The 13,484-nt window shown below is 71.7% G+C and carries 14 protein-coding genes; 11 read left to right on the plus strand and 3 right to left on the minus strand.

Annotated elements, in window-relative coordinates; translation table 11 throughout:
- Positions 1 to 36 precede the first annotated feature (36 nt).
- The 4 genes from ACE3Q3_RS09820 to ACE3Q3_RS09835 all read left to right on the plus strand — a co-directional run bounded on the left by ACE3Q3_RS09820 (position 37) and on the right by ACE3Q3_RS09835 (position 5,269).
- Complete coding sequence (locus ACE3Q3_RS09820) at positions 37 to 726, plus strand: class I SAM-dependent methyltransferase (RefSeq protein WP_374445136.1); 690 nt, start codon at positions 37 to 39, stop codon at positions 724 to 726.
- A gap of 99 nt (positions 727 to 825) precedes the next feature.
- Complete coding sequence (locus ACE3Q3_RS09825; RefSeq protein ID WP_374445138.1) at positions 826 to 2,256, plus strand: NAD-dependent succinate-semialdehyde dehydrogenase; 1,431 nt, start codon at positions 826 to 828, stop codon at positions 2,254 to 2,256.
- 86 nt (positions 2,257 to 2,342) lie between these two features.
- On the plus strand, positions 2,343 to 3,794 hold the full coding sequence (locus ACE3Q3_RS09830) for a class I adenylate-forming enzyme family protein (protein WP_374445140.1): 1,452 nt from the start codon (positions 2,343 to 2,345) through the stop codon (positions 3,792 to 3,794).
- A 5-nt stretch (positions 3,795 to 3,799) separates the two neighbouring features.
- A complete protein-coding gene (locus ACE3Q3_RS09835) occupies positions 3,800 to 5,269 on the plus strand; it encodes a class I adenylate-forming enzyme family protein (RefSeq protein ID WP_374445141.1) in 1,470 nt (489 codons plus the stop codon).
- A 4-nt stretch (positions 5,270 to 5,273) separates the two neighbouring features.
- Here ACE3Q3_RS09835 and ACE3Q3_RS09840 read toward each other — a convergent pair whose 3' ends face one another.
- Positions 5,274 to 6,164, minus strand: a complete 891-nt coding sequence (locus ACE3Q3_RS09840) for a hypothetical protein (RefSeq protein WP_374445144.1) — start codon at positions 6,162 to 6,164, stop codon at positions 5,274 to 5,276.
- Positions 6,165 to 6,563: 399 nt separating this feature from the next.
- Here ACE3Q3_RS09840 and ACE3Q3_RS09845 point away from each other — a divergent pair, with 399 nt between their 5' ends.
- Positions 6,564 to 6,773: a bacterioferritin-associated ferredoxin gene (locus tag ACE3Q3_RS09845; protein WP_374445148.1), complete on the plus strand. Its 210-nt coding sequence runs from the start codon at positions 6,564 to 6,566 to the stop codon at positions 6,771 to 6,773.
- A gap of 3 nt (positions 6,774 to 6,776) precedes the next feature.
- Here ACE3Q3_RS09845 and bfr read toward each other — a convergent pair whose 3' ends face one another.
- On the minus strand, positions 6,777 to 7,256 hold the full coding sequence (gene bfr / locus ACE3Q3_RS09850) for a bacterioferritin (protein WP_374445150.1): 480 nt from the start codon (positions 7,254 to 7,256) through the stop codon (positions 6,777 to 6,779).
- A gap of 357 nt (positions 7,257 to 7,613) precedes the next feature.
- Positions 7,614 to 7,961: a DUF423 domain-containing protein gene (locus ACE3Q3_RS09855; protein ID WP_374445152.1), complete on the minus strand. Its 348-nt coding sequence runs from the start codon at positions 7,959 to 7,961 to the stop codon at positions 7,614 to 7,616.
- A 94-nt stretch (positions 7,962 to 8,055) separates the two neighbouring features.
- Here ACE3Q3_RS09855 and ACE3Q3_RS09860 point away from each other — a divergent pair, with 94 nt between their 5' ends.
- The 6 genes from ACE3Q3_RS09860 to ACE3Q3_RS09885 all read left to right on the plus strand — a co-directional run.
- The gene (locus tag ACE3Q3_RS09860) at positions 8,056 to 8,925 is read left to right on the plus strand and encodes a hypothetical protein (RefSeq protein WP_374445154.1); all 870 of its coding nucleotides are present in this window, start codon (positions 8,056 to 8,058) and stop codon (positions 8,923 to 8,925) included.
- Positions 8,926 to 8,976: 51 nt separating this feature from the next.
- The gene (gene hspQ / locus ACE3Q3_RS09865) at positions 8,977 to 9,309 is read left to right on the plus strand and encodes a heat shock protein HspQ (protein ID WP_374445157.1); all 333 of its coding nucleotides are present in this window, start codon (positions 8,977 to 8,979) and stop codon (positions 9,307 to 9,309) included.
- 29 nt (positions 9,310 to 9,338) lie between these two features.
- Positions 9,339 to 9,794, plus strand: coding sequence for a CopD family protein (locus ACE3Q3_RS09870; RefSeq protein WP_374445162.1), 456 nt, complete (start codon positions 9,339 to 9,341; stop codon positions 9,792 to 9,794).
- 11 nt (positions 9,795 to 9,805) lie between these two features.
- A complete protein-coding gene (locus ACE3Q3_RS09875) occupies positions 9,806 to 10,156 on the plus strand; it encodes a hypothetical protein (RefSeq protein ID WP_374445164.1) in 351 nt (116 codons plus the stop codon).
- Positions 10,157 to 10,164: 8 nt separating this feature from the next.
- Positions 10,165 to 10,761 carry a hypothetical protein gene (locus tag ACE3Q3_RS09880; RefSeq protein WP_374445167.1) on the plus strand — a complete coding sequence of 199 codons (597 nt, stop codon included), beginning with the start codon at positions 10,165 to 10,167 and terminating at the stop codon, positions 10,759 to 10,761.
- Positions 10,762 to 11,062: 301 nt separating this feature from the next.
- Positions 11,063 to 13,484: right-handed parallel beta-helix repeat-containing protein (locus ACE3Q3_RS09885; protein ID WP_374445170.1), on the plus strand; the 2,422-nt coding region annotated here is incomplete at its 3' end.

A 13,484-nucleotide genomic window follows, 5' to 3' on the forward strand; every position in this document is an offset into this window, starting at 1 on the left:
GTCTAATGCGAACCATTCGCATTTTGTGAGGGTGGCATGGCTGCGGACGACACCGGCACGATCCCGACCTGGCACCGGGATCGCACGCGCGAGAACGCCATGGGACCGGCGCATGCGCCGGTCTGGCGGCACCTCGTCGACCTCGTTCCCGAGAAGGACCTGACCCACGCCGAGGTGCTCGACTTCGGCTGCAACCAGGGTGGCTTCCTGCGCCTGCTGCACGCCATCCGGCCGTTCCGCTTCGGCCTCGGGGTCGACATCGCCGCGGAATCGGTGGCGCGGGCCGAGGCGCTGAAGGGCGACCTGCCGCTCGCCTACGACCTCGTCTCCGGCCTCGGCGCCCATGCCGGCCGCTTCGACGTCGCCTTCAGCCATGAGGTCATCTACCTCGTGCCCGACATCGACGCGCATGCGCGCGCGGTGCTGGCCGCGTTGCGGCCGGGCGGGGTCTACTACGCCGTCACCGGCTGCCACACCGGCAACCGGCTGTGGCCGCACTGGCGGCAGCACATCCCGGCGACGACCAACGTCGAGACCCAGGACCGCTCGCTCGACGACTATGCCGAGGCGTTCCGGCGCGCCGGCTTCTCGGTCGCCATGCGCCGCTTCGGCTTCGACGGCTTCGCGCCCTACGACGGGCCCAGCCCCTACTACCCCACGGCCGAGGACCGCATGTACTACTACGCGGAAGCCAAGACCCTGTTCCGGCTCGTCCGGGGCGACTGAAGCCCGGCCGCCCGCGACGGCGCGACGGCTTGCGCCGTCCCGCGGCCCGTGCCATCTCGCCTGTCCGGAACTCCCCCCAGCACCGAGAGGCGCTTCCCCATGCAGAACATCCAGCTCTTCATCGACGGCGTCTGGCGCGACGGCACGGGCGGCGGCGAGGACATCGTCAACCCGGCGACCGGCCTCGCCATCGGCCAGGTGACGCACGCTTCGCCGGCGGACATCGACGAGGCGCTGGCCGCGGCCAGGCGCGGCTTCGAGGTGTGGCGCCGGACCTCCGCCTACGACCGCTCGGCGATCCTGCGCAAGGCCGCCCAGACGCTGCGCGAGCGCGCCGACGCGATCGCCCGCGGCATGACGACCGAGCAGGGCAAGGTCCTGGCCGAATCGAAGATCGAGGTCATGGTGTCGGCGGACATCATGGACTGGTACGCCGAGGAGGGCCGCCGCGCCTATGGCCGGATCATCCCCGGCCGCGCGCCCGGCTCCCGGCAGATGGTGCTGCGCGAGCCGGTCGGCGTCGCCGCGGCGTTCACGCCGTGGAACTTCCCGGCGCTGACGCCGATGCGCAAGATCGCCGGTGCGCTGGCCGCCGGCTGCTCGCTGATCATCAAGCCGTCGGAGGAGACCCCGGTCACGTGCGTCGAGATCGCCCGCGCGCTGGCCGAGGCCGGCCTGCCCAAGGGCGTGCTCAACCTCGTCTTCGGCGTGCCGGCCAAGGTGTCGGAGCAGGTCATCGGCTCGCCCGTCGTCCGCAAGATCTCCTTCACCGGCTCGACCGCGGTCGGCAAGCTCCTGATGGCGCAGGCGGCCCGCGGCGCCAAGCGCACCACCATGGAGCTGGGTGGCCACTCGCCCGTCATCGTCTTCGACGATGTCGACGCGGCCAAGGTCGCGGCAATGGCGGCGGGCGGCAAGTACCGCAACGCCGGCCAGGTCTGCATCTCGCCGACCCGCTTCTTCGTCCACGAGAGCAAGTACAAGGCGTTCGTCGAGACCTTCACCGAGGTGGCGAAGGGCCTGAAGCTGGGCGATGGTCTCGCCCCCGACACGAAGATGGGGCCGCTCGCCAACGCCCGCCGCGTCGATGCCATCGAGGGCTTCGTGCGCGACGCCGTCGATCGCGGGGCCAAGCTGCAGGCGGGCGGCCAGCGCTCCGGCAACACGGGCTTCTTCTTCGAGCCGACGGTGCTGTCCGACGTGCCCGAGGACGCCCGCATCATGAACGAGGAGCCGTTCGGCCCGGTGGCGCCGATCGTCCCCTTCAAGAGCTTCGACGAGGTCGTGGAGCGCGCCAACCGGCTCGACTACGGGCTTGCCGCCTACGCCTTCACCGCATCGGAGAAGACCGCGTCCGCCATCGCCGACGCGCTGGAGAGCGGCATGGTCGGCGTCAACAGCCTGGCCGTCTCGACCCCGGAGACACCGTTCGGCGGCGTCAAGGACTCCGGGCACGGTTCCGAGGGCGGCAGCGAGGGCCTCGACGCCTATCTCAACACCAAGTTCGTCGCCCAGTACGCCCCGGTCTGAGCACCGCCGCAGCGGAGGGGCGCCGCCGGATCGCGGGGCCGGCGGCGCCCTTGCCGCTGCGGCCCCCGGCCGTGCTAACGATGGGCATGGCCAACTATCTGGACGGCATTCTCGACCATGCCGCGCGCCGGCCGGACGCCCCGGCCCTGTCGCTGCCCGAACGGACACTGAGCCGGGCCGAATTCGCGGCCTCGCTGGCGGGGGTTTCGGCCGGCCTCGCCGAGCGCGGCGTGCCCGTGGGCGGCGTGGTCGCCGTCGCCGTCCGCGACCAGCCCGCCTGCCTGCGCGCCATTCTCGGCACCATGCTCGGCGGCCGCGTCGCCCTGCCGCTCGACCCGGTCGCGGTGCCGGCCGATCTCGACCGGCTGCTGGCCCGGGCCGGCGGCGGCGTCATCCTCAGCGACGGCCGGGCGGCGCTGCCGCCGGGCTGGCCGGTGATCGCCCTCGCCGAACTGCCGGCCGCGGCCGATCCCGTCGCCGTCCGCCATGCGGGCGGCGACCATTGGGCCCAGATCGTGGCCTCGTCCGGAACGACCGGTCCGTCGAAGGCCGCGCCCGCCTCGCACGCCCAGATGCTGCAGCGGACGCGGGTGCTGGAGCCGCTGCTCGGGCTCGGGCCCGACGACCGCTACCTGCCGGTCATCGACCTCGCCTACGCGCTCGGCCGTCACTCCGCCGTCCGCATGCTCGACATCGGCGGCGCCGTCGTCATCCGGCCGCTGCCCGCCAGGGTGCCGGAGTTCCTGGCGCTGCTGCGGGGCGAGCGCATCACCTATCTGACGCTGACGCCGAGCCATGTCCGCACCCTCCTCGACGGGATGGCGGGCGAGCCGGAGCCGGCACTCCCGGCGATGCGGGCACTCTCGGTCAGCGGCTCGGCCCTGCCGCTCGCCGACCGGCTGGACGTCCGGCGCCGGCTGAGCCCGGCCCTGCACATCAACTACGGCAGCAACGAGATGGGGTTCGCCACCCATGCCGGCCCGCCGGAACTGGATCGCGCGCCCGGCTGCGTCGGCCGTGCCATGCCCGGCATCCGCGTCGAGGTCGTCGACGATGCCGGCATGGCTGTGGCGACCGGCACGATGGGCGAGGTCCGCGTGGCGGGCGCACAGATGTCCGACGCCTATCTCGGCGGGGATGCCTCCGGCCATCGCGGCGGCTGGTTCCATCCCGGCGATACCGGATGGCTCGACGGGGACGGGCTGCTCCATCTCGCCGGCCGCACCGACGACCGCATCAATTTCGGCGGCAACAAGGTCTATCCGTTCGAGGTGGAGGCGGTGCTGCGCACGCACCCCGCGGTCGCCGACTGCGCGGTGTTCGGCGTGCCGTCGCGACAGCACCAGGAGGTCGTCGCGGCGGCGGTGGTCCTGTCCGCCGCCGCGACCCCGGCCGAGTTGCGCGCGCACTGCCGGGCATGGCTGGCCCGGTCCAAGGCGCCGGCCATCTTCCTCCAGCTCGACCAGCTCCCGCGCAACCCCACCGGCAAGGTCCTGGTGCGGGAGTTGCGCGCGCAGCTCGCCGGCCACGTCCACTGATCGCCATGGCGGACGACGACAACTTCGTCGACCCGATCCTGGCCGTCGCCGCCGCGGACGGCGAGCGGCCGGCGATCGAACGGGACGGCGGCGTCTGGTCCTATCGGGAACTGGCTCGGCGGATGGCGGCGTTCGCGTCCGGGCTCGCCGTCCATGGCTGTGGCCGGGGCGGGGTCGTGGCGCTGGTGCTGGGCGATCCGGTCGACGGGCTGGTCGGCTTCCTCGGTGCCCTGCTCGGCGGCGCCGTCCCGGTCCAGCTCGACCCCGCCGACCCTGCCGGCGAGCGCGCGCGGCTCGCGGCGCTGGCCGGCGCCGGGCGGGTGGTGACGGAGCTCGGCGACGGGCCGTCGGCGGCGGCGGTCGTGGCGGCCGGCGCGGGGGCCGAGGCCGCGGCCATGCGGGCGCCGGGAGGGAACCGGCCGGCACAGATCAACCTCTCGTCGGGCTCGACCGGCCTGCGCAAGGCGGCGCCGCTGAGCCACGCCCAGCAGATCCAGCGCTCGCGCCAGACCATCGCGGCGCTGGGGCAGGGGCCATCGGACCGCCACCTGCCGCTGGTGCCGATCCACTTCGCCTATGGCCGGCAGGCGGCGGTACGCACCCTGCTCGCCGGCGGCACGGTGGTCGCCGTGGCGCTGCCGGCGGACGCGGGCGGCTTTCTCGACCTCCTGCGTGCCCGTCGGATCACCCATCTCGAGGCGACCCCGAGCCACCTGCGCTACCTGCTCGAGCGGGTGCCGGATGCGACGGGGCCGGCCATGCCCACGCTGCGCTGCCTCTCCGTCTCGACCGCCATGCTCGGGCCGGCCGAACGCCTTGCGGTGCGACGGAAACTGACGCCGAACCTCCACGTCACCTACGGCAGCAACGAGATGGGCGTCGTCGCCTGCGCCCGGCCGGCCGACCTCGACCACGACCCGGCGACGGTCGGGCGACCCCTGCCCGGGTGCGAGGTCCGGATCACCGACGAGGCGGGGAACCCGCTTCCCGCCGGCCGGACGGGCGAGGTCCGGGTGCGCACGGCCAATGCCGCCGGCGCCTATCTCGGCGACCCGGAGGCGAGCGGCCGCAGCTTCCGCGACGGCTGGTTCCTGACCGGCGATGCCGGGCGCTTCGATGCCGCGGGCTGCCTCTTCTTGGCCGGCCGTCTCGACGACCGGATCAATTTCGGCGGCATCAAGATCTACCCGGCCGAGATCGAGGACGTGCTGCGGACCGTCGCCGGCATCGCGGACGCGGCCGTCGTGGGGATGCCGTCGCCGCGCTACCAGGAGGTGCCGGTGGCCGCGGTCGAGAGCGCCGGGCCGGTCGACTACCCGGCGCTGTTCGCCCATTGCCGGGCCCGGCTCGCCGCGGACCGGATGCCGCGGACGGTGCTCCGCATCGAGGCGCTGCCGCGCACCGGCAACGGCAAGGTCGACCGGCCGGCGCTGCGCCGCCTGCTCGCCCGGCGCCTGCCGCGGGCGCCGGCCTGACCGGTCAGGCGACGCGGTCGATCGCGTCGAGCGCGGCGGCGAAGCGCGGGAAGAGCCGTTGGGCGACGGGCGCGCGGTCGGGGCGCAGGCTGGCGGGGCTGGCGATCAGGGGGTTGGTGTTGATCTCCCAGACGACCATCCGGCGGTCGCGGATGCTGAAATCGAGCCGCCCGTACTCCAGGCGGGCCAGTTCGAAGACCTGGCGGATCTCCGTCGCCCAGGGATTGTCGTCGAGGAAGCTCAGCTCGCGCCGGCGTTCTTCCGGCAGGTCGAGGTCGGCATCCTTGACCAGCCAGTGGCGGCTCGTGTCCATGTGTCCGGGCAGGATGGTGTCGCCGATCCGGAAGGCGCCGTACTTGCGGTAGAGGCCCTCGCCGTCGGCGGTGTCGGAGAATTCGACGACGATCGTGCTCTGGCGCGGCCAGTTGCGCCGACGGTGATCGGCGATCGCCTGCCGCAGTTCGGCCTCGGAATGCAGCAGCGGCGAGGTCGCGCCGGTGTGGTTGTCGTCGCGGCGCAGGAAGACCGGCCAGCGCCGCGGCAGCCGGCGATCGGTCACCCGGTAGACGTCGAAGTCGTTGCGGCCGTGCTCGTGCAGCACCCGCAGCATCTCGTAGCGGCGCAGCGACCGCGTCGGGTGGTTGAGAAGGCGGCAGCCGGCGTCCGCCAGCCGGCGCCAGAGCCGTGCCGCCGCCACCGCCGCGCCGGGCAGCAGCCGCTCGACGTCGGCGAAGATCCAGGTCGCGGGCACGAGGCCGGCGAGGGCGTCGGGCCGGTCCGAGAGGACGCTCGGATAGGTGCGGTGGACGAGGCGGCCGGCCAGTGCCGCCCCCGGCCCCGCCAGGTAGTCGCCGATCGTGTAGCCGTGGTCGCTCGTGGTCAGGTAGACGATCAAACCGGGGCCTCCCGTCGGGCCGGCAGCCGCGGGCGGCCGGGGCAGTCCGGCATGGATAGCGCAATTCCGGCCCTTCTCACGCCTTCTTGAACCCCGCGCCGGTTGGTCCGCGCGTCCGGTCTCCCCATCTCGACCTGCAAGAGGGCAGGCGCCGTCGCCGGCAGCCGCCCTCGGGGCCCCGCGGGCGGGCCCGGCCGGGGCGGGGGCGTCCCTCCCGCCGGCCGCCCCGCTGTCCCCGCCGGGGGCCGGTGGGCCGGGACGTGTAGTCCCGGCCCATTTCCCGCCGCCGCCCTCGTCCGGCGTTTCGCGGGTCGGTCGATAATCGCTCGCAATCGCGCTTGATCTCCGCCTGCGGACCGCATAGCATCATGTGCGAATGGTTCGCAGTCGCCGGGTGTCATGATCGTCTGCAGTTGCCGCGTCATCTCCGATCGGGAAATCCGGGCCGCCATGGCCGACGGCGCCCGCCGCTGCGGCGACGTCTTCCGCCGCTGCGGCAGCGGCCCCCAGTGCGGAAGCTGCGTGCCCCTGATCCGCGAGATGCTGGCGATGATGCCGGGCGCCGCCGCCGTCTGCGCCGGGGCGGCGCCGCCGGCCGGCGCGGACTAGGGGCTAGCTCGAATGCTCGCCGATCTGCGTCTGCAGGTAGTTCTGCAGCCCGACCTTCTCGACGAGGCCGAGTTCGGTCTCGAGGAAGTCGATATGTTCCTCGGTGTCCTCGAGGATCGCGACCGCGATCTCGCGCGAGACGTAGTCCTGCACCCGCTCGCAATGGGCGACCGCGGCGAGGACGTCGCGCCGGGCGGTCGTCTCCAGCTTCAGGTCGGATTCGAGGCACTCGACCACGGTCTCGCCGATCAGCAGCTTGCCGAGATCCTGCAGATTGGGGTGCCCGTCGATCAGGAGGATGCGCTGGATCAGCCGGTCGGCATGCCGCATCTCGCCGATCGACTCTTCGTAGACCTTCTTGCCCAGTCGCTCGAAGCCCCAGTGGCGCAGGGTCCGGGCATGGAGGAAATACTGGTTGATCGCCGTCAGCTCGTTCTTGAGGAGGCGGTTGAGGTGGACGATCACCTCGGCGTCGGTCTTCATGCTTGCGTCTCCGTCGCGCGGGGGCGCGGCCAGGGCCGTCGCGGTCGGCCGACTATAGCCGCGCCGGGGACCTGCCGTCGCCCGCGAACATCTCGCCGGCATTTTATGCGACTGCATATCGATCGCGATGCGCCGGTCGCGGAGGTGGCGGCGATGGGTTGAGTTGGCCGGCCGCGCCCGCCCCGGCAGGGGGGATGGGCGGGGCCGGCCGGGTGCCCGGGCAGCATCCGCTCCGGGTGGCGTCCCGTCCGATCGACGGCGCGCCGCCGGACCCAGCGGATCGGATGCGTTCGGGCGGGGCTGTGGCCGGACGGCGGATCGGCAGGGGTCGTCCGCCCGGCCGCAGCACCAGGGTTCCTATCTGCGCCCGGCCAGCCCCCGCCATGCCAGCGCCAGCCAGCCGAGGATGAGGAGGCTGCCGCCCGCGGGTGCCGCCATCGGCAGCAGCCGGTGGCCCAGCCAGGCGCGGGCCAGGAGGTCGCCGCAGAAGAGCAGCGTCCCGAGCGCGAGCAGGCCGCTCGCGACGGCCGCGCCGAGGGCGGCCGTGCCCGCCAGCGCCGCGCCGTGCAGCAGCAGGAAGAGCGCCGCCGTGCGCAGGGTCTCGTCGCCGCCGGCATGGGCGGCGAACGCGAAGGCGGCGACGCCGCCGGCACCGTAGAGGCCGGCCAGGGTCACGATCGGGCGGAGAAGCGGGGTCTGGAGCATCGCACCTCCAGCTTGTTCGACGGCGGCGGCCGCGGGAAGGGGGCGCACTTGCGACCTATCGCCCGGGCGTCCCCGCCATGGCAGAATTCCGGGCGTGCGCCAGACCGACCTGCCCTCCGACATCAGCGACCGGGTCGCCGGCTATCTCGCCGAGGACCTGGCGGACCCGGCGCTCGGCAACCGCCAGCGCCTCGGCAAGGCCCTGCCGATGCTGTCGCGCTGGCGGGTGACGCTGATCCGCGACAAGCTGCTGCAGGAATATCGCGGAACCGTCCTCGCCGGCCCGTTCGCCGGGCTCGCCGGCATGGTCGAGGTGCTGGAGGGCTGCCATGTGCCGAAGCTCCTCGGCTCCTACGAACGCGAACTGCACGGCGTCGTCGAGCGCATCGTCGCCACCCCCTACGACGTCGTCGTCAATGTCGGCTGTGCGGAGGGCTACTACACGGTCGGGCTGGCGCGGCGCATGCCGGGCGCGCGCATCCTCGCCTTCGACACCAACCCCGAGGCCCAGGCGGCGTGCCGGCGGCTCGCCGCGCGCAACGGCATCGCCGAGCGGATCGCCATCGGCGGGACCCTGGCGCCGGCCGACCTGGCGCGCTGGCCGGGCGCCCGCGCCCTCGTCGTCTGCGACATCGAGGGGGCGGAGGAGGAACTGCTCGACCCCGCGGCCCAACCGGCGCTGGCGGCGATGGACGTTCTGGTCGAGTGCCACGACTGCTTCCGGCCCGGCCTCTCGCTGACCATCGCGCGGCGCTTCCAGGCGACCCACCGGGTCGAGCTCCATCGCCCGACGCTGCTGCCCTTCGACCTGCCGCCGGAATTCGCGCGCGTGCCGGAACTCGACCGCTTGCTGGCGCTGTGGGAGTGGCGCTCCGGACCGACCCCGTGGCTCTTCATGCGGGCGCGGGCGACGCTCGCCGATGCCGAGGGCGGAGGGGAGACAAGCGCCGCGGAAAGCCGCTAGGATCGGGGCTCCGGCGATCTCCGCCGCGATCCCTTCCCCCACGAACGCACGATGCCGATCGCACGTCAGGCCAAGTTCCCCATCGGACAGGTGGTCCGCCACCGCTTCTATCCGTTCCGCGGCGTCGTCTTCGACGTCGACCCGGAGTTCGCGAACACCGAGGAGTGGTACCAGTCGATCCCGAGCCACCTGCGCCCGCGCAAGGACCAGCCCTTCTACCATCTGCTGGCCGAGAACGAGCATTCGTCCTATGTCGCCTACGTGTCGGAGCAGAACCTGCTGCCCGACGAGACCGGCAAGCCGGTCAACCACCCGCAGATCGCCGAACTGTTCGGCGAACTGGCCGACGGCCGCTACCGCCGCCGTCCCGGCCTCGGGCACTGACCGGCACGGCCGGAGGAGGCGGCGACGCCATGATGACGCTCGGAACCCTCGTCGCGCTGCATGCGCTCTCGGCCGCGGTCTGGCTCGGCGGCATGGTCTTCGCCCACTTCTGCCTGCGGCCGGCGGTGCGGGGCCTCGACCCGTCGGTGCGCCTGCCGTTCATGGCTGCGGTGCTTGGTCGCTTCTTCCGGTTCGTGTGGGGCGCGATAATCCTCTTGCTCGCCACCGGTTATGGCATATTGGCGGTGCGCGGCTTCGACGCGTTCGGGGGCTACGTTCATCTGATGCAGGGGACGGGCGTCATCATGATGCTCCTCTTCGCGCATCTGTGGTTCGCTCCCCGGCAGCGCCTGGAGCGCGCCGTCCAGGCGCGGGACTGGCCGGCTGCTGCCCGCAGCCTCGACCAGATCCGCGTCATCGTGACCATCAACATGTGGCTCGGGACGATCACGGTTCTTGTCGGAGCCGGCGGCCGCTGGCTCTAGGACGGTGCGGGATGGAACTGAAGAAGACCTTGTTCGCGCTGCACAACATCATCGCGGCGGCGGAAGGCCGCAGCCAGTTGAAGGAACTGACGCCCGAAGAGCGGCGGGTGCTGGTGGCGATCGGCGGCGTGATCGCCTCGGGCACGCCGGTCCACATCTCCGACGTCGTCCGCAACCGTGATCTCGGCGCGCCGATGACGGTGGCCAAGCGGCTGCGCCACCTCGAGCACAACGACTGGGTCGAGATCCGCTATGCCGAGGGCAGCCGGGTCCGCAAGGAAGTGCGGCTGACCGAGAAGGCGCAGCGCAACCTGAACCTCGTGTCCTGGTCGCTGGACACGCACCTCGCGGCCGGGGGCTAGCCGCCGCGATGGCGCAAGCACGCGCCGTCGTGGCGCGACGCCTGCCGGCCGACCTGGCACTGGTCGGCGTTTCCGCCGTGCTGTGGATGGTCTCGATCTACCTCAACAACGAGGTGCTCTTCCAGTGGACGGAAGAGGAGGAGTTCGTCCACTGGGTGTTCGTGCCCGCCGGCATCCGGATCCTCCTCGTCATGCTCTTCGGCTGGCGGGCGGCGTTCGGCATGGCGCTGGGGTCGGTGCCCTGGGTGCTCGACGTGCTGCCGGGGGTGGGGGCGGGAACCGTCGCCGTCACCGCGATGGCCACCGGCCTGATGCCCTGGATCTCGGTCCAGCTCTTCTCGTCCGTGACCGGGGTGCGCCACCCGTGGCACGACCTCGTCTGGTGGCACCTGCCGGTGATCGCCGGCCTCTCCGCCTTCACCAACTCCGCCGTGCTCAACGGCCAGCTCATCCTGGTCGGCCTGGAGCCGCCGCGCGAGCTTCCGGTCAACCTCCTGGCGGTCATGATCGGCGATCTCCTCGGCGCGCTCGTCCTGCTGCTCGCGACCGTGTCGCTGGTGCGTCTGATCCGCACTCGCGGTGCTACCCCCGACGGGTGCCGCTGACCGGGAATCGCATCAATCGGGGCCTCGATCCCGAGATCGATCCATATTGGTTCTTATTGCCGCCCCGATAGGCGAAATTTCACACGCATATCCCCAAAACGCGGGATAACTTTGTGCAACATCCGGTGGTATAGACCGGTTTAGTTGAATTTTATCGCGCAGTTTCGTGGGTGTCGCGGCCGGTTCCCCGGGCGGTTGGGGCGCGCTGGCCCATCATGTTCCGATTGGACGTGATCGAAGATACCCGCATTGCGAGTCCGGGCCGGCTGCGGCGCCGGACTGCTGTCGGGGGGCAACATCGATGGCTACGACCTACTACGTGGGAACCCCGTCGTCCGGAGGCGGGGACGGCAGTGAAGGCAACCCGTTCGCGACGATCACGGCGGCGATCGCGGCTTCGTCGGGCGGCGACACCATCGACATCGCCGACGGCACCTACACCGCGCCCCTGACCATCGCCCACGGGCTGACGTTCGTCGGTCACGGCGGCGGCACGATCGAGGTCGACGCGGCGGCCGGCGCGGCCATCCAACTGAGCGGGACCGGCCTCGCGGGCGAGACCGTCACCTTCCAGGACCTGACGATCAGCGGCGGCGGCACCGACAAGATCGGCATCCTGACGGCGAGCGGGGCCGATGTCGGGGGCCTCGTCCTGACCAACGTCGATCTGCACGGCTTCGTCGACTACGGCGTCCTGACCAATCCCGGAACGCTCGGCGGCGTCACCGTCACCGGCAGCACGTTCGAGGACAACGGCACCAGCACGGTGAACGGCAGCGCCCATCTCCACCTCTGGGGGTTCGAGGGCGACGCGCTCATCGCCGACGTGACGATCACCGGGGCGGAGGGCGTGCCGACGCCGGGCGGCAACGGCACCAATCCCGAATTCGCGGTGCAGTTCACCGGCCGCGTCAACGATGTCCTGGCGACGCAGCCGAGCCCGGACATGGGGACGGTCTCGATCGACGGGCTGGTGATCCAGGGCGCCTTCGGCAAGAACGCCGTCGCCGTCTTCAACTATTCCAACATCGACGGCCTGGCGATCGCCGGCGACGGCATCGACTTCTCGGGGGCGCAGGCGGGCTGGAACCTCCTCAACGTCGACGGCATCCTCGACGACATCGCGGCCGGCGCCTGGGCGCTCGACCTGCCGTCCGGCATCGTCGCCACCGAGATCCAGGGCGACAAGATCAACCAGAGCATCGCCGGCGGCGAGGATCGCGACCAGGAGATCACCGCCACCGCATTCGACGACCGGGTGATCGGCAAGGGCGGCAGCGACACGCTCCATGGCGGCCAGGGCGACGACGAACTCTACGGCCACGACAAGCCGGGCGGCGCCCAGACGGTCGACGGCGGCGACGATCACCTCTTCGGCGGCCAGGGGAACGATTCCCTCTATGGCGGCAACGGCGCCGACCGGCTGTCCGGCGACCTGGGATCGGACCGGCTCGACGGCGGCGAAGGTACCGACACCGCGGTCTTCGGGGCGGGTGCCGTCATCACCTTCGCCGGCGGCCAGTGGGTCGTCCAGGACGGGCTCGATGCCGATACGCTGACGGGGACGGAGAAGGTCGAGATCGACGGCACGACCTACCTGCTGGTCGACACCGTCGGGGGCGCCTTCCAGTCGATCGAGGCGGCGCTGGATGCGGCGGCGGCCGGCGACACCATCCTGCTGGCGCCGGGCGTGCATGCCGGAGCGATCATCGACAAGTCGGTGACGCTGGCCGGGCTCGACGGCGCGGTCGTCAAGGGCACGTTCAGCGCGACCAACGGCATCGACCTCGAACAGACCACGGTGGCGGACTGGCTGAAGACGGTCACGGCCTATACCAGCACCGGCGCCGTGCTCACCGTCCAGGCCGACGACGTGACCATCCGCGACCTCCGGGTCGAGGACGACAAGGTCGGCATCGAGCTGCGGACGAGCGACGGCGTGACGATCGAGAACGTCACGATCGCCAACACCATCTCCGCCATCCGCAAGGAGGCCGGCGTCGACATCGACGTCACCGACTTCACGCTGTCCGGCGGCGAGATCCGCGACAGCTACATGGGCGTCGACATCAACGCGACCGCCAACGGCTCGTTCGACGGCGTGACGATCGACGGCACCAGCTTCGTCAATCTGACGGTCAAGGGCATCTACGCCGAACAGCTCAGCAACGCGACCATCACCGACGTGACCATGGACGACGTCGGCGAGTTCGGCCGCGCGCGGCCCTTCGGCTCGGCCGAGCAGGTGGGAACGACCGGGGCCGGCATCGACATCAACGCCAAGTACGGCGACTACGCCAACATCACGATCGAGAACTTCACCTTCACCGACGTCGGACGCAGCAACAAGGACGGCGAGGCGGCGAGCGATCCGATCGGCGGCGCGATCACCATCAAGGCGCGCGACGACGCCCCATCCTACAGCGCCGATCCGGCGACGCTCGACAATGTCGTCGTCCGCAACGGCTCGATCGACGGCACCAGCACGGCGATCCGCATCGGCGAGCCCGGCAAGACCAATGCCGGACCGACCGACGTCAGCGTCGAGAACGTGTCGGTCAACGATGCGCCGGAGGGCGCGGTCGACAACCGCTCGCAGTCGGTCCTCGAGGTCACGGGCACCACCGGCGGCGACCTCATCGACGCCAACGATTCCGCCACCGGGACATTCGACCTCGCGGGCGGGCTGGGCGCCGACACGCTGGTCGGCGGCCCCGGCGCCG

Source organism: Allostella sp., from assembly GCF_041913585.1.
Taxonomy (GTDB): domain Bacteria; phylum Pseudomonadota; class Alphaproteobacteria; order ATCC43930; family Allostellaceae; genus Allostella.